This window comes from uncultured Winogradskyella sp. (assembly GCF_947498005.1).
In the GTDB taxonomy this organism is placed as follows: Bacteria; Bacteroidota; Bacteroidia; order Flavobacteriales; family Flavobacteriaceae; genus Winogradskyella.
The window spans coordinates 311,373-331,950 of record NZ_CANMIW010000002.1 but is presented as its reverse complement, the minus strand read 5'-3'; the positions used below and the strand labels follow the sequence as shown (position 1 = coordinate 331,950).

Sequence of the window (20,578 nt, the reverse complement as noted above, 5' to 3'; positions counted from 1 at the left end):
TGATACTTCTATCAATTAGTTCGTTACTTCAACAGCAACTGGTGACACTCCTTTTAATCTGTAAGAAGCATTTCCTTGAATCTTAGCTTTGATATCAAAAATCGTTACAACGTCACCTTTACGTGCTCTTTTAATTGCTGATTTTGCTTGGCTATTCATCTTAGTACCAGATACTATTACAGTTGGCTGACCAGGAACTTTTACTTTAAAAGATGTTACGTTAATTGGTAAATCAAATACGAAATCTTCTAATTTAGCTCCCACTGTACCAATCTCTAAGTTACGCTTAGGTAATTTTACAATACCATCTTTACCAGATATAGTACCTGTAGGCTTAGGAATATCTTTAATTCTAAATGTTTGTTGATCACTAGCTCTAGAACCATCATCTAAAGTAGCAGAAACATTAATAGTTACTTCTCTACCTGAACCTGGCTTCATTAAGTATTTTCCAACACCTGAAGCTTTAGATAAACCAGCTCCACTTGCAGAAACCTTATTATCTGGGACACCAGCAAAAGAAATAGTCATTGGGTTAGCAACACCACGATAAACAACGTTCATCTTGTCTGCAGATATTGTAGCAGAGTTTGGTCTTGGTACAACAACATAGTTTCCTATAATTGGAATATCTAATGGCTTTCCGTCTTCAATAAAAGTAAATTTACCTTCAACTTGGTGCTCACCAACATTACCAACACTGAAATCTAATTTTGCCGCTCCAGTAGAATCAATAGCGTTAGTTAAATCAATTTCTTGACCTTGAACACTTAATTTAGTAGGTGTTACATTAGCATATTTACCTAATACAACTCTACCTTGAAACTTTTCACCTGCAAAAAATGCAGACTTATCAGCTAATACAATAGCTTTATAGTTTTTTAACGATACTGCTTCTGTTACTAAGTTTCCTAAGAAACCATTGTACATATTAGTCTCAGTAGCTTTAATATCATTTTGCATAGCAGTTAACTTAGTGTAAGATGCAATTGCTGGGAAGCCTTGAAAATGATAATCTAACCATTTTTTCTTTGCTCCTTCACTATCTACAACTTCTTCTAAACTGAAACGCTTTTCAAAACTTTCAATTACTTTAGACCATTTTACATCATCACCAACGATCTTCTTGATATCAGTTTTATACTTAGCTATTGCTGCAACGATCTCGTCACCACGCTTAGTATAACGATCACCCGTAAACCAAAGTTCATCAAGTTTATCACCTTTATCCATTTCTTCGTAAGGTAACTGACCATTTTCTTCTCTAATGTATCCTCCTTTTTTAACAATATCTTCCTCTTTTACAGATTCGATAAACTTGTAAAAAGCATCAGATACTTTGCTAATTTGTTGTGCTTTACTTGCTACTACAGCAAATTCTTGCGGCTTCTCCTCAGCTTTTTTCTCTAGTTGAGAAAGTATACCTTCATTTGAAGTAGCTGCTAATTCATTAGCGCTATCAAATTTAGAGTTCATTAAACCAAATGCAGATAATACTTCTTTTGACATTGTCATTGCAATCATTGCAATAAATACCAAATACATTAGGTTAATCATTTTTTGCCTTGCGGACTGTTTTCCTCCTGCCATTTCTAATTAGTTTTTAATTGTTTATTAATTAAATCGATTATAAAACCAATTAGTTTTTATTCATTGCAGATAACATTCCACCGTAAACACCATTTAAAGATGAAAGGTTAGACGCTAAAGATTGCATTTGCTCTTTTAATTTAGTTGCATTTTCAACAGCTTCTTCGTTAATAGCTGCTTGACGGTTAGCACTGTCCATTTGTACTTTATAAAGACTGTTTAAAGATTCCATCTGAGCTGCTGCTAAAGACATTTCTTCACTATATTTCTTTTGTGCTGCCATTGAATCTACAGTTGGAGAGATTCCTTTTGCTGCACCTTCAAAGTTTTTAATGCTGTCTCCTAAACTTGCCATTAAAGCACCATCAATTTTTGCATCTTTTAATAAGTTATCTAATTTTTTAGATAATAAACCTTCAGCATCTTTAGGCTCTTCTATTGCTTTTTTCTTTTTACCACCTGCTGACTGACCACCAGCTAATTCAGGGTAAACTAATGACCAATCTAAGTCATCTCCTTGTTTCTCAAAAGCTGAGATTGTAAATACTACTGCTTCAACAATCATTCCTAAAGTAAGGATAGCAGAACCATAAGGCCAGTGTTGGATTTTGAATAATGCTCCAATAATTACAATTGCAGCTCCAAGTCCGTAGACCATATTCATTGTTGATAATTTCTTTTGTGCCATGATTTTAAATTTTAGTTTTAATTGAGTTTGGTTGTTAGACTCAATTTGGGATTAATATATAGTTTAAGTTAAGTTTTATTTATTAGTTGCTGTGTTATTCGTTACTTCAGTTCCCATGTAATCTTGAACTGTTCTAAATCCGATATAACTTCTTGCAGAATCTGCATATTCGTAATCTCTTGAACTTACTTGTAAGAAGTAAGCAACATCTTTCCAAGATCCACCTCTTACTACTTTACGAGCATTGTTTGGATCATTTACATTTGGATTAATTGACGATGCATATTCATATGATGCAGGATCGTAAGAACCATTTACCCATTCTGAAACATTTCCAGCCATGTTATATAGGTTGAAATCATTTGGATCATAAGCATCAGCTTCTACTGTATATAAAGCTTGATCTGCTGCGTAATCTCCACGTAATGGTTTAAAGTTTGCCATAAAACAACCTCTATCATTTTTAGTGTAAGGTCCACCCCAAGGATATGAGGCACCTTGTAATCCTCCACGAGCAGCATATTCCCACTCAGCTTCAGATGGTAATCTATAAGAATTTACAGCGTGTACACCTCTTTTCTTTCTATCCGCATTGTGATATAATGTTCTCCACTGACAGAAGGCTTGTGCTTGTTTCCAAGATACACCTACTACTGGATATGCGCCATAAGCATCATGCCAGAAATAATCATTGTGCATTGGTTCGTTATAAGAGTATGCAAAATCTCTAATCCAAGCTGTAGTATCTGGATATACCTCAACTTCTTGTTGAACTACAACCTCAGAACGCTTAAGACCTCTGTTTTTCGCTGCTTTTTGGATATCCATAAAGGTATACTGAAACTTAAATTGTTTCACATCCCAAGTACGTTGTCCATTATATGACTCTTCTAAAGGTAAATACATACCGTCCATAACCTCTGCGTACAATTCATCTGGATAATCATCTGTATCTAAAAATAACTCAACGTCACGATTAATTTTTCTTTGCTCATTGCCGTAGGTATTTTGCATGTAGCTCTCGTAAGCGTTAAGATCTTCTGGGTTTGCATCTTTATATGCAAATTCTCCAATATCTCCACTTCCTGGTGTCTTTCCTTCTAAGTCAGCCATTTCAGCTAATTTTAATCTTAGAATAGAATCTCTTACCCATTCTACAAATTGGCGATACTCGCTATTTGTAATTTCTGTTTCGTCCATGTAAAATGCACGAACGGTTGCTGTTCTAGTAGGTGCATCTTGTACACCAGCTAAATCATCATCAGATTTACCCATAATAAAAGCTCCACCTGGAACAAGTGTCATTCCATATGGCTTTTCTGGATGCCATGCTTTACCTTTGACTCCTACCAATTGTCCACGGTCTCCAGAATTACAACTGGCTACCAAAACTAGTACTGCGGTTAGTAAAATAAACTTCTTAATATTCATAGTAACTCGAGGTTAAATTAGTCATTATTATTTTTGAGGTCGTAAACATATTTATATATTTTCGAATAAACAACTTTTTTTTCATTTTTTTTGCATTTCATCCTTAAAATAAGCATTTCGTCGACTGAAAAAACGTAAAAATCCGACAAAATGCACAAATTAGAAGCTATTCTTCCTGTAAGCTTTATACCAACGTTCTGGTATTTCACCTTGCGTTGCTAACACATAATCGGAGTGCATGCATGGTAATAACGTATGCTTTTTTAATTTATTATTAACATTTGGCAAAAAAGGTATTTCAATCCACCAACGCCCAGTTTTTAAACTTTTGAAAAATATTAATTCATCATCCTCAACTAATACATTGTATTTCTGATAATACTTTTCGTCTTTAAATGAATCATCATTTACTCTACAATTAACACCTTCTATAAAATACCATATCATTTGAGCCACTAACATAGATGTTGCATTATCGTTCTTTGACCCATGATATTCATAAATACCAAACGACGATACCTTATTACTAATACCTGCATATCTACTGATAGCGCAAATCTCTTTACCTGAAAATCCATTGGGCGAATATTTTTGGTTATCACTAACCTCAGCTGCTCTTACAGATTTTAAATCTACAGATACAATGTGTGCATCTCTTAATAAAGGTTCTACCTTATTAATGTCTCCAGATATCTCTCCTAAACGGTAGGCTTCAAAGTACAACTTTTCTATGAGATCTAATTCTTCTTGAGAATTAAAATAAGTTTGATATCCTATTGTTGCATAATTAAAGAGATTATAAGGTTCCTCAACAATTACTTTACCAACATAACTATTGTTCTTAATAGGAAGACTTGCATCACCTAAATCAAAATTAGTATCTATGCTTGCAATGTTTACCATAGGCAACAAAGCATCATATGCCCTATAATTAGCGTAAGTTAAATCTTGACTTCCCCCTAAAATAATAGGTATAATATCTTTTTCTACTAAAACTGCTATTGCAGTACGGATTGCAAAATAAGTATCTTCAACTGTTTCACCTGGTTCTATATCACCAAGATCTGCTAATGTTGTGTGCCAATTACCAGGAAATAATGTGTAGAGAGTTTTCCTGATAGTATCAAAATTAATTTTGGCACCAATATAATTAACGTCGTTTCTATTTTCTTGTACGCCAATAATTGCTAATTGTACACCTTCTAAATCAGGTAGTCCGTTTTGGCGTGAATGTATTTTAATTTTTCTTCCTAGTGATTGTTGCGCTGTTAGTTCATTGTGAGCCAAAACCGCATCTGATACAGGCGTTAAAAAATTAAAATTCATAGTTTATTATTTCTTTTTAGTTGTCGTTTTCTTTTTTGCTGTAGTCTTCTTTTTTGTAGCTCTCTTTTTTGGCGCCTTCTTTTTAGGTGCATTTTTTTCGAGAATACCTAATGCTTTTTCTAAAGTCATTTTAGTAACATCTACAGTTTTGGCTAGCTCTACTTTTTGCTTGCCTTTTATAATATTGTGTCTTCCCCAACGCGCTTTCTCAACACGTACACCTTCATCTTCCCAGTTATGTATAACTTTATCAATCTCTTTTTGAATCTTTTCTTCAATAAGAGTCACAATATCTTCTTCTGATAAATTATCCCAATCGTATTTTTTATTAACGTTGATAAACATATTGTTCCATTTTATAAACGGTCCAAAACGTCCTTTACCTTTAGTTACCTCTAAATCTTTGTACATATATATAGGAGCATCTGCTAATTCTTTCTCCTTAATATATATCATTGCCTCATCCATATCTACGCTTAAAGGATCAACACCCTTTGGTAGAGACACAAACTTTTTACCAAAACGCACATAAGGTCCAAAACGTCCATTGTTCACTTCTACTTCTTCCTCCTTATAATGACCTAAAGCTTTTGGAAGCTTAAACAAATCCATTGCTTCATCATAAGTAATAGAATTTAGCTGTTGATCTGGAGACAAACTAGCAAACTTCGGTTTCTCTTCATCTTCCATGACACCAAGCTGCACCATTGGTCCAAATTTACCTAAACGCACACTGACCTGACGACCCGTTTTAGGATCTGTCCCTAGAATACGTTCACCAGATTCACGTTCGGCGTTTTCTTGCACATCTTCTACTTGTGGATGAAACCCTTTGTAGAAATCTTTCATCATTTCTCGCCAATCTTCTTTTCCTTCTGCAATATCATCAAACTTATCTTCTACTTTAGCAGTAAAGTTATAATCTAAAATGCTTTCAAAATGATTTACCAAGAAATCTGTAACAATCATTCCTATATCTGTAGGCACTAATTTTCCTTTATTAGATCCTGTTTGCTCAGAAAGTGTATTATCTTTTATCTTTTGATCTTCAAATACCAACTGTTTGTATTTTCTTTCATCACCTTCATGCGTTCCTTTTTCAACATAATTTCTATTTTGTATTGTAGAAATTGTTGGCGCATATGTTGACGGACGACCAATACCTAATTCTTCTAATTGCTTAACTAACGATGCTTCAGTAAATCTTGCTGGTGGTCTAGTAAAACGTTCTGTCGCTGTGATGTATTTATTTTTAAGTGCTTCACCAACTTTTAAATCTGGCAAAATACCTTCTTGTTCTGCGTCTTCATCATCAGTACCTTCCAAATATACTTTTAAAAAGCCTTCAAAAGTGATGATTTCTCCATTCGCAGTAAACTGCTCGCTAATTTTATTTTTTGCATTAATCTGAATTTTTAGATTCGTACGTTCTAATTTAGCATCGCTCATTTGAGAAGCGATAGCACGTTTCCAGATTAAATCATACAATCTTGCTTGATCACGTTCTGCATTAACAGTATGATTAGAAAAATCTGTTGGTCGTATAGCTTCGTGAGCTTCTTGCGCACCTTTTGATTTTCCTTTATAGTTTTTAGGATTACTAAACTCTGATCCGTAAGCCGAAATTATTTCTTTCTCTGCTCCTTTTTTAGCCTCATCAGATAAATTAACACTATCTGTTCTCATATAAGTAATGAGACCAGCTTCATACAAACGTTGTGCATTAGACATCGTTCTACTTACCGAATATCCCAATTTACGTGATGCTTCTTGTTGAAGTGTTGACGTTGTAAATGGTGCTGCTGGAGATTTCTTAGCAGGTTTCTTTTGTAAATCTGAAACCTGATATGTTGCTCCTGTATTATTATTAAGAAATTCTAATGCTTCTTTTTCTGAATTAAAATTCTTAGGTAATTTTGCTTTAAACGAATTTCCGTTTTCATTGGTAAACTCAGCATCTACGCGATAAGATGCTTTAGCTTCAAAGGCTTGTACATCGCGCTCACGTTCCACAATTAAACGTACAGAAACAGATTGCACACGTCCTGCAGACAACCCTCCTTTTACCTTACGCCATAAAACAGGAGATAATTCATAACCAACAATACGATCTAATACACGCCTTGCTTGTTGTGCATCTACTAAATTATAATCGATACTTCTTGGATTTTCTATCGCTTTATTAATTGCCGACTTTGTAATCTCGTGAAAAACAATACGCTTTGTTTTCTCTTTATCTAATTTTAAGGTCTCAGCTAAATGCCAAGCAATTGCTTCTCCTTCTCGATCCTCATCACTCGCTAGCCATACAATGTCTGCTTTCTTCGCTAAGTCTTTTAATTTTTTTACAACATCCTTTTTATCTTTTGACACTTGATATTTTGGCATAAAATCGCCATCAACATCAACTCCTAATTCCTTAGATGGTAGATCTGCAATGTGCCCAAAACTGGACTCTACTTTATAATCTTTTCCTAAAAATTTCTCTATGGTTTTTGCCTTAGCAGGTGACTCAACAATAACTAGATTCTTCGACATTCTTAAAATTTTGCGTTTACAAATGTATGTGAAAATTAAGTTACAATCCTAATTTGGTCGTAAATAGCACGCTTTTTAACGTAATTTTTATGGTTTATAAAGCGGAAAAAGCCTTACGTATTGTAAGGCTTTCACAGTTTATAAATATTTATAACTAATATGTATAGAGCAACGGCTCTGAAAATCCTTCAATGTTTAAAAGTACTTCATTTAAACCGTCAACTCTCAAAGGTGATAAATCAAACTCCTCATACTTAGTAAAAAAGGCTAAACACACTTCATTATTAGTTAAGTCTAATTTTAGATAACGTTGTGGTGGCAATGATTCTGCTACATTACCAGAATCTATTAACGTCATAACCCAATTATCACTGTCACAACCACTACCCGAAATCCCTAATGTTATGCAGTCATTTTCGATAACAACCTCATTGATAGCATAACCTTCACTTTCGTTATAAGCTAAATCATCTATTATAATATCTAAACCGCAAGGTTCTATAGTTATAGTTTCATCAGTGTCACACTGCATATTTAATAGCAGTATACACATTAACATGTAGGCAAAAAGTGTATTGTTTTTCATTATACCATTTATTATATAGATGTAAAAATTACAAATAGGTTGCGTTAAAATCTTGTATTTTCCTCAATTTTAGGTAATCCGTCTTCATCATTAAACCCAATAACTTCTTTATATATAAAATACACAGGTAAATATGAAAAAGATCTCGTAACATACATACCTACAAAACACATAAAGAAACCTACGACGAATGCTAAAAACCCAGAAACAAAAATTAATCCAAAAGAAACAAACCATTTCTTGTTTCCTAAATCAAACGCCATTTTAACCATATCTGAAATAGCCATATCTGGATTGAAGGCATAAATGGTTACCAAAAAAACTAAAGGAACTGAAACATAAATAATAGGAAAGAAACATAGCATAAAGGATAATAGTAAAATACCACCAAATACCAATCCTAGTTTTATCGTTTTACCTAAATATGGTTTTTTAAAGAAATAAAAATAATCTTCACTTCCCATTTGCTCTAAATCCTTAATCTTACATATTCTATAAAATGCGGCATTAAGACCAAGTGTTATTATACTCATTCCTAAAATTAAAATGAGGTAAACAAATCCCATAGAAACAAAAAACATTGCTCCAATTTCTGGTTGCGCTGAACTATATGGATCGTAAGTACTAGAGTAAAAATCCATGAATCCAGAAAAAATTAAAGGAATATAAACAAGCATTCCTATAGGCATTGCCAAAACCATTCCGAGTAACAAAACCACCAATCCTTGAACCCAAACTTTCTTAAACAACTCAATAGATTGATTAAAAATAGTGCCGAAATCTAAATCTTTAGCACTTCCAATTCTACGTTTCATTTCAATGGTATTCATCTTTTATTATTTTAGTTAGTACTTCAAAAGAAATCTATTTTTTGCAATTATTCAAGCAAATGAGTAGACCAATGCTAAAAATAAATCATTTTTATGCATAGTTAAATTTAAACATTAACGATTTTATAACTGCCACTTTGTCACAATCTCTAAAATAATATTATCTTTGCATGCTTATTGCATTTTGCAGTATTCACTACAACTGATGGAAAAAACTATAGACGAAAATAAACAAGGTGAAACCTTAATTTTAGACAATAAAGAAGGTAATAAACGTAAACTATTTATAGAAAGTTATGGCTGCGCCATGAACTTTAGTGATAGTGAAATTGTGGCTTCTATTTTATCAGAACAAGGTTTTAATACGACACAGACGCTTGAAGAAGCTGACTTGGTTTTAGTAAACACGTGTTCAATTAGAGATAAAGCAGAACAAACCGTTAGAAAACGCTTACAACAATATAATGCAGTAAAACGTACTAACCCAAAAATGAAGGTTGGCGTTTTAGGATGTATGGCAGAACGACTAAAGACAAAGTTCTTAGAAGAAGAAAAAATTGTAGATCTAGTTGTTGGGCCAGATGCTTATAAAGACCTACCTAATTTACTTGCCGAAGTAGATGAAGGTAGAGATGCCATTAATGTTATTCTTTCAAAAGAAGAAACCTATGGCGATATTTCTCCCGTAAGACTAAACACTAATGGAATTACTGCTTTTGTTTCTATAACTCGTGGCTGTGATAACATGTGTACTTTTTGTGTTGTTCCTTTTACTAGAGGACGAGAACGAAGTAGGGATCCGCAAAGTATAATTGAAGAAGTTAACGATTTATGGTCTAAAGGCTTTAAAGAAATAACTCTTTTAGGACAAAACGTAGACAGCTACTTATGGTATGGTGGTGGTTTAAAGAAAGATTTTGTAAACGCAACTGATTTACAAAAAGCTACAGCAGTAAACTTTGCTAACCTTTTAGAATTATGTGCAAAAGCACAACCTAAGATGCGAATTCGTTTTTCTACATCTAATCCTCAAGATTTCACATTAGATGTCATTGAAACAATGGCAAAATATGATAACATCTGTAAGCATATACACTTACCTGTGCAAAGCGGAAGCGACCGTATATTAAAAGAAATGAACAGGCTTCATACGCGTGAAGAGTATTTTGAGCTTATAGATAACATAAAACGAATTATACCTGAGTGTTCTATAAGTGTCGATTTAATTGCAGGTTTCCCTACCGAGACTGAAGAAGACCACCAAGATACACTAAGCTTAATGGATTACGTAAAATATAACTTTGGCTATATGTTTACATACTCGGAACGCCCTGGAACATTGGCTGGCCGTAAAATGGAAGACGATGTGCCTGAAGCCGTTAAAAAGCGACGACTAACAGAAATAGTAAAATTAGAACGTAAATATAGTGAGCTAAACACGCGCCAAAACCTAAATAAAACTGTAGAAGTTTTAATAGAAAAAGCTTCTAAGAAATCTGACGAACAATGGTCTGGAAGAACTTCAGACAATACAGTTGCTGTATTCCCAAAAGAGCATTATCAAGTAGGAGATTTAGTAAATGTATTAATTACCGATTGTACAAGTGCAACACTAATTGGTAAAGCTGTTGGTTATTCTAAACAAAATTAATTATGGAATCTATTCAAGCCATAAAACAACGTTTTGGAATTATAGGAAATGATCCTAAGCTCAATCGTTCCATAGAAAAGGCAATTCAGGTTGCGCCTACTGATATTTCTGTATTAGTCACAGGAGAAAGTGGTGTTGGTAAGGAAAGTATTCCTAAAATAATTCATCAATTATCACACAGAAAACACGGTAAATACATAGCAGTAAACTGTGGGGCGATACCAGAAGGCACAATTGATAGTGAACTGTTTGGACATGAAAAAGGCGCTTTTACGGGTGCAACATCTACACGTTCTGGTTATTTTGAAGTAGCCGATGGTGGAACCATATTTTTAGATGAAGTTGGAGAATTACCATTAACCACACAAGTACGTTTACTGCGTGTTTTAGAAAATGGAGAATTTATAAAAGTAGGTTCTTCTAAAGTTCAAAAAACTGATGTAAGAATTGTAGCTGCAACAAATGTGAATATGTTTGAAGCTATTAAGAAGGAGAAATTCAGAGAAGATTTATACTACAGACTAAGTACTGTAGAAATCAATTTACCTCCACTTAGAGACCGTAAAGACGATATTCATTTATTATTTAGAAAATTCGCTAGTGATTTTGCCTTAAAATATAAAATGCCAACTGTAAAGTTAACAGATGATGCCGTTGGTTTATTACTAAAATACCGATGGAATGGTAATATTAGACAATTACGAAATGTAGCTGAACAAGTTTCTGTACTAGAGCAAAACAGAACTATTAATGGTGTTACATTGCAGAACTATTTACCAAATACAGGTAGTAACTTACCAGCCGTTGTAAGTAGTACAAAATCAGAAAGTGATTTTAGCAGTGAACGTGAGATTTTATATAAGGTTTTATTTGACATGAAGAGCGATCTTAATGATCTTAAAAAACTGACTATGGAACTGATGAAAACAGGAACTACTAGTGATGTTCAAAAAGACAACGAACATTTAATTCAGAAAATTTACGGCGACGATAAAGAAGAAGATTTTGAAGCTTCTATTGAAGATTTAGAAGTATTATCAATTCCGGCACACACTTCGCATACAGATCAACCTGAAGAAATTTCTACCGAAAATGAAGATAAATATCATTTTGCAGAAGAAATAGAAGAAGAGGAAACCTTATCTTTACATGACAAGGAATTAGAATTGATTAAAAAATCCTTAGAAAGACATAGCGGAAAACGTAAATTAGCTGCTGCAGAGTTAGGGATTAGCGAACGAACTTTATATAGAAAAATTAAACAATTTGATCTTTAGGATTATATTAAGAAACATCCTAGCGTAAATATCGTTAACTAAAAAACCTATACAATATAAAAGCCTTTTAAATGAATAACTTTAAATACATTTTAGTTTTAGCAGTTTGCCTTGTAAGTTTTGGATGCAAAGTAAATTATTCATTTACTGGTATTACCGATACGCCAGATACATTTCAAGTTAATTTCTTTCAGAATACAGCAGATCTTGTTGAGCCAGGTTTAGACCAATTATTTACAAATGCATTACAAGATTTAATCGTTAACCAAACGAGCTCTAACTTGGTAAATACTGGTGGCGAAGTTATTTACGAAGGCGAAATTACAGAATATAGAATTGCACCTATGACTGCAACCGCAGAAAATACTGCCGCTCAAAACCGTTTAACCATTAGTGTACAGGTAAGATATATCAATACCAAGGATGAAGAAAAAGATTTTGATAAGCGATTTTCATTCTTTTATGATTATGGTGCGAGTGAGCAATTAACAGGAAGCGTTAAAGACACTGCATTCGATGAAATTTTAGAACGACTAACACAAGATATTCTTAACGCATCATTAGCAGATTGGTAAAATATGCAACTTGAAAATTTAACATATTTAATTCAAAAGCCAGAAGCAATTTCTGCGTCTCAAACTGACGAACTTTCTTCTGCAATAAAGGAATATCCTTATTTTCAAACATTAAGAGCGCTTTACTTAAAAGGTCTTAAACAAGCCGATAGTTACAAATACAATAATGCTTTAAAAATTACAGCAGCACATACTACTGATCGTAGTGTGTTGTTTGACTATATTACATCTGCTGAATTTAATCAAAATGAAATATCACAACAAATAAAGCAAAACATAGAGCACATCAAAAGTATTGAAGTTAATGAAGTAGATGATATTTCAATTAATAAAAGTGTAACTATTGATGATGCTTTAAAAGAACAAATAAAAGCAACAGAAGGTGTTTTAGATCCAGATTTATTTGAGGCTAAACCATTACCTCAGCCAAAAGAAGCTTCTCAATCTCCAAAACTAGAAGACTCTATTATAGCTGTTGATTTCAAAAACATTACTCCAGAAAAACAACTCAACATTGGTAAACCCTTAGATTTTGATAAATCGGAAAATCATTCATTTACGGAATGGTTAAAAATCACAAGTTTTAAGCCTATCAACAGAGAAGTCACAATTGATGAACCAGAGGTTACGGAGGAGATTTCAGAACAAGCGCCTACTTCACCTTTAGAAAATAAATTAGCACTAATCGACAAGTTTATTAGTGAAAATCCTAAAATAAAACCAATTACAGATAACGCTCCAAAACCAAAGTTAGTAAACAATGACGACGTTATTTCAGACAGTTTAATGACTGAAACTTTGGCAAGAATTTATTTAGAGCAGAAAAACTATAATAAGGCAATTCAGTCTTACAAAATTTTAAGTTTGAAATATCCAGAAAAAAGTAGTTTCTTTGCACACCAAATAAAATTGGTAAAAGAATTAAAAGATAATAATACAAAATAAAATGAGTGCATTTACAATATTTTTAGTACTAATCGTAATCGTTGCCTTTTTACTAGTCGTAGTAATTATGGTACAAAACCCTAAAGGAGGAGGATTATCTTCTTCATTTGGTGGTGGTGGCACACAACAAATGGGTGGTGTTAAAAAAACAGGAGACTTTTTAGATAAGAGTACTTGGTTTTTAGCAACAGCTTTAATCGTATTAATTTTAGCATCTAATTTAACTATTGGTTCTGGAGGTTCTACAGAATCTAAAGCTTACGATGCAGAAGAGTCTACAGAATTACCAATGTCTACACCAGCAACAAATGATGGTGCAACAGCAGAGGGAGCAGATACGGAATAACACATACTAGTTATTTTGCAATATAGAAAGCCAACTTTTTTAAGTTGGCTTTTTTTATTCTCATAATCAAAAACTAATTCAATATGAAACTTTGTCAGTCCACCTTAATTGGCATAATTTTCGAACTACGCTAAAGCGTAAATTAACAATTAAATAATTTAAAAAACATATAACAAATGGGCTTAAACATTAAACCATTAGCAGACCGAGTTCTTGTAGAACCTAAGCAAGCTGAAACTAAAACAGCATCAGGAATTATTATTCCAGATAACGCAAAAGAGAAACCACAAGAAGGTACTGTTGTGGCAATAGGAAACGGAACAAAAGACGAACCTTTAACTGTAAAAGTTGGAGATACTGTTCTTTATGGAAAATATGGAGGAACTGAACTTAAATTAGAAGGTAAAGATTATTTAATGATGCGCGAAAGTGACATCTTGGCGATAATTTAATATCAACTCTTAATTATGTGATTTCCCACTCTTAATGCGAAATCCACAATATAAACTTAAATAAATTAGGTTCCTGCCTTCGCAGGAATGACAAAAACTAAAAAACATGGCAAAAAATATAAAATTTGATATTGAAGCACGCGATGGATTAAAGCGTGGTGTAGATGCTTTAGCAAATGCAGTAAAAGTAACATTAGGTCCTAAGGGTCGTAACGTAATTATTGGAAAATCATTTGGAGCACCTTCTGTAACTAAGGATGGTGTTTCTGTTGCAAAAGAAATTGAATTAGAAGATGAGCTTGAAAACATGGGAGCTCAAATGGTAAAAGAAGTCGCTTCTAAAACTAACGATTTAGCTGGTGATGGTACAACAACTGCAACTGTTTTAGCCCAAGCGATCGTTAAAGAAGGTCTTAAAAACGTTGCTGCTGGTGCAAACCCAATGGATTTAAAACGTGGAATTGATAAAGCTGTTGAAGCTCTCGTAAAAGATTTAGATAAACAATCTAAAAAAGTAGGTAGCGATTCTGATAAAATTAAGCAAGTTGCTGCAATTTCTGCTAACAATGACGATACTATTGGTGAATTAATCGCTAAAGCATTCGGAAAAGTTGGTAAGGAAGGCGTAATTACTGTAGAAGAAGCAAAAGGTATGGAAACATACGTTGATGTTGTAGAAGGTATGCAGTTTGACAGAGGTTATTTATCACCTTATTTTGTTACAGATTCTGATAAAATGATCGCTGATTTAGAAAATCCTTACATTTTATTATTTGACAAAAAGATTTCTAACTTACAGGAAATTCTTCCAATATTAGAACCAGTAGCGCAATCTGGTCGTCCATTATTAATCATCGCAGAAGATGTAGAAGGACAAGCATTAGCTACATTAGTAGTTAACAAATTGCGTGGTGGATTAAAAATTGCTGCTGTAAAAGCACCAGGTTTTGGAGACAGACGTAAAGCAATGTTAGAAGATATCGCTATCCTTACAGGTGGTGTTGTTATTTCTGAAGAAAGAGGTTTTTCTCTTGAAAATGCAGACTTAACTATGTTAGGAACTGCCGAAACTGTAACTATTGACAAAGACAACACTACAATTGTTAATGGAGAAGGTAAAGCTGCTGACATTAAAGCCAGAGTTAACCAAATCAAAGCTCAGATAGAAACAACTACTTCAGATTACGATAAAGAAAAACTGCAAGAACGTTTAGCTAAGTTAGCTGGTGGTGTTGCCGTACTATATGTTGGTGCTGCTTCTGAAGTTGAAATGAAAGAAAAGAAAGATAGAGTTGATGATGCTTTACATGCTACACGTGCTGCAGTTGAAGAAGGTATCGTAGCTGGTGGAGGCGTTGCTTTAGTAAGAGCTAAGAAAACTTTAGAAAAAATAGAAACAGATAATTTAGATGAAACAACTGGTGTACAGATTGTGAATAAAGCTATAGAAGCTCCTTTACGTACTATCGTAGAGAATGCTGGTGGTGAAGGATCTGTTGTTATCAATAAAGTTTTAGAAGGTAAAAAAGATTTTGGCTATGATGCTAAAACTGAAACTTATGTTGACATGCTTAAAGCTGGTATTATTGATCCTAAAAAAGTAACTCGTATTGCTTTAGAAAATGCAGCTTCTGTAGCAGGTATGATCTTAACTACGGAATGTGCATTGGTAGATATTAAAGAAGATGCACCAGCCATGCCAATGGGTGGAGGCGGAATGCCAGGTATGATGTAGATGGCGAATCGCCATAGATAAATCATTGACCTTGGTCAGTTATAAATTTTAAAAGCCTTTGATGAAAATCAAGGGCTTTTGTTATATATAATTTTCTTAGCTTTAGAAAACTAATTAATCTATTCTATGGCAAAGACTACAAAAGCAACTTGGAAATACACATTAAGAGAAATAGTTATTGTTATAATTGGCATTACAATAGCCTTTAGCATGAATAAATGTTCCGATAACGTAAAAGACAATAACCTAAGAGAAGAATACTTAATTAACCTAAAGAGTGATGTAGAGGCTGATAAAATTCAATTAGAGCAGAATATTAAAGCGATAACTAAAAAAATAAATATTTGTTCAAAAATTATTCCTCAATTGAATTCTGAAAATGAGCAAAACATGCAATTAATGAATAACATCTTTGCAATTTTGAAGTATGAAAATTTCAGTCCAAAAAATATAACCTACAAAACCTTAATCAACTCAGGTGATTTAAAACTTATTGAAGACTTTAAACTAAAAACAGCTATTCAACAACATTATTCTAACTATGATGAACTATCAGATGTTTATGTTAGACATACTAGTTTAATAAAAGATTACTTAGGCAATTATCTCGTTAATAATGCAGATTATGACCAGATACCTAAAGGAAATGCTCCATTTTTAGATGAAATAAAATTAAAAAACATTGTTCGTGCATTGTTAACTACATTTAGTGATAAGGTAGAAGCTACAAATCTTGGTATTAACAGCTGCGATACTTTAATTTCAGAAATTGATGCTGCTCTAAATTATATTTAAAAAAAAAGCCTGAATAAATTCAGGCTTAATTTTTTTCTATGGTTTAATACTTAATGAATTCCACATGAGTTGTATCATATCCTCTCCTCCGTCTTCAACGCCAAGATTCATATTCAGAGTCATAACTATTATACCTTCATCTTTTTTTCCATGTGCCATCACTTCATAAACTTCAGTTTCTCCTTTATAAGTTAAAACGGACTTAAGAACTTTAATGGTTTCGCCAGAGGATAATTCTTTATCATAATCTTCACGTTTCAAGTTATAACCATAACTCACGCTTTCTTTTGTTACCTCATTCATCATCATTTCTTGAAGCATACTTGGATTAAACGAACCATACTTTTGAATAATTAATCCAGAGCCTCCAGCTGTCATTAACATTATTTGTTCTATATCTGATTCTATTTCTACTCGAGATACTTTGTGTTGTTTAGTATACTTAAGTTCAAAATAATCATCATCTAATAATAAAGTATCTTTTTTCTTTAAAGCAATGTTAACCAATTTACCCTTAATCTTAACATCTTCATTACTATCTAAAGCAATTTCATAGTCCTTACCGTCAACAGTAATAACATAATCTTTTTGGGCATTAACACTGGTAGCTATGAAAAACAGAGCTATAAATAAATAATTATACTTCATATTTTAATTTTAAGTTTTTTATTATTCTTTTGTTTCTTTTTTAGGTTCATGATCTTTCTTTACTTCTTCGTCTCTATATTTACAACATGGATGTACAGAATTATACTGTTCTTCAGTAGCTTTTATCTCTTTGGTGTCATGACCTACAGATGCCACACTCGTAGAAATGGTTTTTAAATCGGTTTTTCGCTCATCATATATGAGTTTTAACTCGTGTGTATCTACATTCCAAACCGCTGATTTTACACCTTTGGTTCTAATTGCAGCTTTTTCTATCCGTTCTTTGCACATACCACAAACACCATCGACCTCTATACTGGCTTTAGCATTTTTATTTTGAGCAAAAACGATTGTTGTAATTAATAATGTAAAGATTAATACTATTTTTTTCATTTTAAATGTTTTTTGTAATTCCTGCGAAGGCAGGAATCTATTTATTTAATTTTTCATTTTGAATTCCTGGTTTCCCAAGACTGACGATTACTTTATCCTATACCGCAGTCCAGCATAATACATACTTCCATATATTGGACCATATACAAAGTTACTATCAAAATTTGATCCAAACGGATTATCAGCACTTATCACTGGATTACTTTGTCTTACATTAGTTACATTTTCGCCTCCTAAATATACTTCAAATTTAGGAGAAAACACTTTAGTAACTTGCAAATTTAATGTTGCTATTGTTGGCGTTTTATCATCTAATTGATATTCTGCAGAACTTAAAACTGTGCTAGGAAAACGTTGCTGACTTAACCAATTATAAGTGGCATCAAATTTCCATTGCGAACCATTTTTAGTAATTTCAGTTTCATAAGAAGTATTAGCAAACAAACGATGCTCAGGTATTAATGGTTTTTCAAGCTTACCAGAGTTATAATCTGTTTTAATATCGTAATATTTATATGCGGTTCTTATATCAAAACCTTCAAAAGCATTGTAATTAAATTCAAACTGAAAACTATTAGCATAGCTATCACCTTCTAAATTATAAAAATTTACCTCAAAAGGATTTTCCCAATCTACAATAACTTGATTCTGAAAATCAGTTCTGTAAAAATCAAAAGTTACATCAGCTTTTCTATCAAACAGATTAAACCCTTGTAAATAGCTCACACCATAATTCCAAGCAATTTCAGGGTCTAATCCATATATTTTACCTCCTGAATTTACAATATTAATTTGCCTAGAGCTTGAAAACATATTCTGATTTTCAGCAAAAATATTAGCACTACGCTTCCCTCTTCCTACTGAAAAACGCAAAGCCGATTTCTCCCAAGGCGTATATCGTAAATGAAAACGCGGTGTAACAAAAAATCCCAATCTATTATGCTGATCTACTCTAATACCTGCAGTCATTGTTAATTTATCTAAATTATCGTAGGCATATTCAAAAAAACCTCCAATAGAATTTTCTGTACGTTCATAAGTATCTGTATTCACCAACTCATCATAATGATCGTAAGTGAAACTTAAACCGGTTTTTACTTTATGACGAGAATCTGAAATGATTGTGTTATACACCAAATTAGAATAAAAACTATTGTGCTGAATATCGTAGAGATTTAGTCCGAAATAAGAATCTTGGTTATGATGACTAAAGGAGGTTTGAAAACCGAAACTTTGATAGGGAATTTCTGGATTTACATAGCCTAATTTTGCAGCCACTTCAAAACGTTCCGTATTAATTTTGCTTCCCCAGAAATTTGTAGTTCCTTTATCTGTATCTGGATTAAATTCAACTTGTCCTGCTTGTTTTTCATCATTTAAATATCTTAGATTTATAAAACTGACGAAGCCTTTTTCAAGATTAGTATATTGCCAACGATTTAATACATTAATCTGGTTGTATAGAGGCATATCTAAAAAGCCATCATCATTAACATCGTGTTTTTCTTGATGCGTATTACCATGCAAGTACAAACCTGTACTCCATTTGTCCGAAACCTCTGTATTGATATGCGTATTTAATTCTAAACGCTCACTAGATGCACCATAAAGGTTAACAAATAACTTGTCATCGCTAGAAGGTTTTACAAGCTCCGCGTTTATTTGACCGGCAATACTCTCAAATCCATTGACGACACTCCCTGTTCCTTTGGTTATCTGAATACTCTCTACCCAAGTACCAGGAATAAAACTTAGTCCATATGCTTGAGACGCACCTCTAATTGTTGGTATGTTTTCTGTAGCTATTAAAATATAAGGCGAATTTAATCCCAACATTTTTATTTGCTTAGTACCTGAAACAGCATCAGCAAAGTTTACGTCAATTGACGGATTGGTTTCAAAACTTTCAGATAAGTTACAGCAAGCCGCTTTTAGCAACTCTGATTTGGTTACTGTAAACGTATTTGCCGCTTTTAAATACGATTTTCTAGTCGGTATATTCCGTGTTTTAATTTCAACAGCATCTAATTCTTCACTAGACTGTAGTATATGGTTAATATAACTGTTTTCATTAACGGTTAATGTATCTGTTTTAAAACCCACATAACTAATTACTAATTTGTTATATGAAAATTTATAGGGTAACTGAAAAGTACCATCTTCCAAAGTAACAGCTCCTATTGAGGAACCTAACCAATATACATTTGCGCCTGGCAAAGGCAAAACTTTTCCTGTACTCGATTCAGAGACAATGCCTTTTAATTGATCTTGTGCTGACAGCGCGTGCGACAAAACCATAAAAATTAATATTAAATTTATTCTCATTTGTTTGATTTATAAATATAACTAACTGCACAACATAGCGTGCATCCTTTTGTTTCTAAGGGTTATATCTAAAATCAAATAAGGAATTTCTCATCTAAGACGTGAATATCTTTAATGAGTTTGGGAGGTGAGTAATTTTTATAAGAAATAACTCCATTTGAAAAATCTTCAAAACGATTTAAATAAGAGTAGCTATATGCAAATAATACTTGCTGATGTATGACATCTAAGTCTTCAAATGAATTAATTGTAATTTCAGATAAGCCATCTAAAATATCAACTTCATCTTTACAACAGCTTTTTTTTATCGTGTCTGATTTTGCAACTTCTAAACTATCATCACAGCAATTGTCTGGTTCAGAAAAAATAGAAACATCAACTAATGTTTCTCCACAAAAGTGCTTCTCTATAGTTAATGATAATGATAAAATCAAAACCAAAAAAGAT

The 20,578-nt window shown here is 32.9% G+C and carries 19 protein-coding genes; 8 read left to right on the top strand and 11 right to left on the bottom strand.

Annotated elements, in window-relative coordinates:
* Positions 1–15: 15 nt before the first annotated feature.
* The 7 genes from gldM to Q0891_RS04835 all read right to left on the bottom strand — a co-directional run bounded on the left by gldM (position 16) and on the right by Q0891_RS04835 (position 8,989).
* Complete coding sequence (gldM, locus tag Q0891_RS04865) at positions 16–1,590, bottom strand: gliding motility protein GldM (RefSeq protein ID WP_299099304.1); 1,575 nt, start codon at positions 1,588–1,590, stop codon at positions 16–18.
* Positions 1,591–1,639: 49 nt separating this feature from the next.
* The gene (gldL, locus tag Q0891_RS04860; RefSeq protein WP_299099302.1) at positions 1,640–2,278 is read right to left on the bottom strand and encodes a gliding motility protein GldL; all 639 of its coding nucleotides are present in this window, start codon (positions 2,276–2,278) and stop codon (positions 1,640–1,642) included.
* 75 nt (positions 2,279–2,353) lie between these two features.
* Positions 2,354–3,709 (bottom strand): gliding motility lipoprotein GldK, encoded by a 1,356-nt coding sequence (gene gldK, locus Q0891_RS04855; protein ID WP_299099300.1) that lies wholly within the window; start codon positions 3,707–3,709, stop codon positions 2,354–2,356.
* Positions 3,710–3,868: 159 nt separating this feature from the next.
* Positions 3,869–5,035 carry a formimidoylglutamase gene (locus Q0891_RS04850; protein WP_299099298.1) on the bottom strand — a complete coding sequence of 389 codons (1,167 nt, stop codon included), beginning with the start codon at positions 5,033–5,035 and terminating at the stop codon, positions 3,869–3,871.
* A gap of 6 nt (positions 5,036–5,041) precedes the next feature.
* Positions 5,042–7,573, bottom strand: a complete 2,532-nt coding sequence (gene topA / locus Q0891_RS04845; RefSeq protein ID WP_299099295.1) for a type I DNA topoisomerase — start codon at positions 7,571–7,573, stop codon at positions 5,042–5,044.
* A gap of 154 nt (positions 7,574–7,727) precedes the next feature.
* Positions 7,728–8,159 carry a hypothetical protein gene (locus tag Q0891_RS04840; RefSeq protein ID WP_299099292.1) on the bottom strand — a complete coding sequence of 144 codons (432 nt, stop codon included), beginning with the start codon at positions 8,157–8,159 and terminating at the stop codon, positions 7,728–7,730.
* A 44-nt stretch (positions 8,160–8,203) separates the two neighbouring features.
* Positions 8,204–8,989: a hypothetical protein gene (locus Q0891_RS04835; protein WP_299099290.1), complete on the bottom strand. Its 786-nt coding sequence runs from the start codon at positions 8,987–8,989 to the stop codon at positions 8,204–8,206.
* 205 nt (positions 8,990–9,194) lie between these two features.
* Here Q0891_RS04835 and miaB point away from each other — a divergent pair, with 205 nt between their 5' ends.
* The 8 genes from miaB to Q0891_RS04795 all read left to right on the top strand — a co-directional run bounded on the left by miaB (position 9,195) and on the right by Q0891_RS04795 (position 16,765).
* Complete coding sequence (gene miaB, locus Q0891_RS04830; RefSeq protein ID WP_299099288.1) at positions 9,195–10,640, top strand: tRNA (N6-isopentenyl adenosine(37)-C2)-methylthiotransferase MiaB; 1,446 nt, start codon at positions 9,195–9,197, stop codon at positions 10,638–10,640.
* Between the two features lie 2 nt (positions 10,641–10,642).
* A complete protein-coding gene (locus Q0891_RS04825) occupies positions 10,643–11,917 on the top strand; it encodes a sigma-54-dependent Fis family transcriptional regulator (protein WP_299099286.1) in 1,275 nt (424 codons plus the stop codon).
* Between the two features lie 71 nt (positions 11,918–11,988).
* A complete protein-coding gene (locus tag Q0891_RS04820) occupies positions 11,989–12,492 on the top strand; it encodes an LptE family protein (protein ID WP_299099284.1) in 504 nt (167 codons plus the stop codon).
* A gap of 3 nt (positions 12,493–12,495) precedes the next feature.
* Positions 12,496–13,437 (top strand): hypothetical protein, encoded by a 942-nt coding sequence (locus tag Q0891_RS04815; protein ID WP_299099282.1) that lies wholly within the window; start codon positions 12,496–12,498, stop codon positions 13,435–13,437.
* Between the two features lies 1 nt (position 13,438).
* Positions 13,439–13,783, top strand: a complete 345-nt coding sequence (gene secG / locus Q0891_RS04810) for a preprotein translocase subunit SecG (RefSeq protein ID WP_299099280.1) — start codon at positions 13,439–13,441, stop codon at positions 13,781–13,783.
* A 176-nt stretch (positions 13,784–13,959) separates the two neighbouring features.
* The gene (gene groES / locus Q0891_RS04805) at positions 13,960–14,235 is read left to right on the top strand and encodes a co-chaperone GroES (protein WP_299099278.1); all 276 of its coding nucleotides are present in this window, start codon (positions 13,960–13,962) and stop codon (positions 14,233–14,235) included.
* A 106-nt stretch (positions 14,236–14,341) separates the two neighbouring features.
* Positions 14,342–15,970 (top strand): chaperonin GroEL, encoded by a 1,629-nt coding sequence (groL, locus tag Q0891_RS04800; RefSeq protein ID WP_299099276.1) that lies wholly within the window; start codon positions 14,342–14,344, stop codon positions 15,968–15,970.
* 126 nt (positions 15,971–16,096) lie between these two features.
* Positions 16,097–16,765 (top strand): DUF6090 family protein, encoded by a 669-nt coding sequence (locus Q0891_RS04795; RefSeq protein ID WP_299099275.1) that lies wholly within the window; start codon positions 16,097–16,099, stop codon positions 16,763–16,765.
* Between the two features lie 36 nt (positions 16,766–16,801).
* On the opposite strand, the gene Q0891_RS04790 is transcribed toward Q0891_RS04795, so the two are convergent.
* The 4 genes from Q0891_RS04790 to Q0891_RS04775 form a co-directional block, all read right to left on the bottom strand.
* Positions 16,802–17,413 (bottom strand): hypothetical protein, encoded by a 612-nt coding sequence (locus Q0891_RS04790; protein ID WP_299099273.1) that lies wholly within the window; start codon positions 17,411–17,413, stop codon positions 16,802–16,804.
* A 21-nt stretch (positions 17,414–17,434) separates the two neighbouring features.
* Positions 17,435–17,806, bottom strand: a complete 372-nt coding sequence (locus tag Q0891_RS04785; RefSeq protein ID WP_299099271.1) for a heavy-metal-associated domain-containing protein — start codon at positions 17,804–17,806, stop codon at positions 17,435–17,437.
* Positions 17,807–17,893: 87 nt separating this feature from the next.
* Complete coding sequence (locus Q0891_RS04780; RefSeq protein ID WP_299099269.1) at positions 17,894–20,131, bottom strand: TonB-dependent receptor; 2,238 nt, start codon at positions 20,129–20,131, stop codon at positions 17,894–17,896.
* A gap of 74 nt (positions 20,132–20,205) precedes the next feature.
* A complete protein-coding gene (locus tag Q0891_RS04775) occupies positions 20,206–20,565 on the bottom strand; it encodes a hypothetical protein (RefSeq protein WP_299099267.1) in 360 nt (119 codons plus the stop codon).
* Positions 20,566–20,578 lie beyond the last annotated feature (13 nt).

What these genes read in the sequence shown, in the direction of transcription:
- gldM (WP_299099304.1), bottom strand. Translation starts at nt 1,590, where the DNA reads ATGGCAGGAGGAAAACAGTCCGCAAGGCAAAAAATGATTAACCTAATG.
- gldL (WP_299099302.1), bottom strand. Translation starts at nt 2,278, where the DNA reads ATGGCACAAAAGAAATTATCAACAATGAATATGGTCTACGGACTTGGA.
- gldK (WP_299099300.1), bottom strand. Translation starts at nt 3,709, where the DNA reads ATGAATATTAAGAAGTTTATTTTACTAACCGCAGTACTAGTTTTGGTA.
- Q0891_RS04850 (WP_299099298.1), bottom strand. Translation starts at nt 5,035, where the DNA reads ATGAATTTTAATTTTTTAACGCCTGTATCAGATGCGGTTTTGGCTCAC.
- topA (WP_299099295.1), bottom strand. Translation starts at nt 7,573, where the DNA reads ATGTCGAAGAATCTAGTTATTGTTGAGTCACCTGCTAAGGCAAAAACC.
- Q0891_RS04840 (WP_299099292.1), bottom strand. Translation starts at nt 8,159, where the DNA reads ATGAAAAACAATACACTTTTTGCCTACATGTTAATGTGTATACTGCTA.
- Q0891_RS04835 (WP_299099290.1), bottom strand. Translation starts at nt 8,989, where the DNA reads ATGAATACCATTGAAATGAAACGTAGAATTGGAAGTGCTAAAGATTTA.
- miaB (WP_299099288.1), top strand. Translation starts at nt 9,195, where the DNA reads ATGGAAAAAACTATAGACGAAAATAAACAAGGTGAAACCTTAATTTTA.
- Q0891_RS04825 (WP_299099286.1), top strand. Translation starts at nt 10,643, where the DNA reads ATGGAATCTATTCAAGCCATAAAACAACGTTTTGGAATTATAGGAAAT.
- Q0891_RS04820 (WP_299099284.1), top strand. Translation starts at nt 11,989, where the DNA reads ATGAATAACTTTAAATACATTTTAGTTTTAGCAGTTTGCCTTGTAAGT.
- Q0891_RS04815 (WP_299099282.1), top strand. Translation starts at nt 12,496, where the DNA reads ATGCAACTTGAAAATTTAACATATTTAATTCAAAAGCCAGAAGCAATT.
- secG (WP_299099280.1), top strand. Translation starts at nt 13,439, where the DNA reads ATGAGTGCATTTACAATATTTTTAGTACTAATCGTAATCGTTGCCTTT.
- groES (WP_299099278.1), top strand. Translation starts at nt 13,960, where the DNA reads ATGGGCTTAAACATTAAACCATTAGCAGACCGAGTTCTTGTAGAACCT.
- groL (WP_299099276.1), top strand. Translation starts at nt 14,342, where the DNA reads ATGGCAAAAAATATAAAATTTGATATTGAAGCACGCGATGGATTAAAG.
- Q0891_RS04795 (WP_299099275.1), top strand. Translation starts at nt 16,097, where the DNA reads ATGGCAAAGACTACAAAAGCAACTTGGAAATACACATTAAGAGAAATA.
- Q0891_RS04790 (WP_299099273.1), bottom strand. Translation starts at nt 17,413, where the DNA reads ATGAAGTATAATTATTTATTTATAGCTCTGTTTTTCATAGCTACCAGT.
- Q0891_RS04785 (WP_299099271.1), bottom strand. Translation starts at nt 17,806, where the DNA reads ATGAAAAAAATAGTATTAATCTTTACATTATTAATTACAACAATCGTT.
- Q0891_RS04780 (WP_299099269.1), bottom strand. Translation starts at nt 20,131, where the DNA reads ATGAGAATAAATTTAATATTAATTTTTATGGTTTTGTCGCACGCGCTG.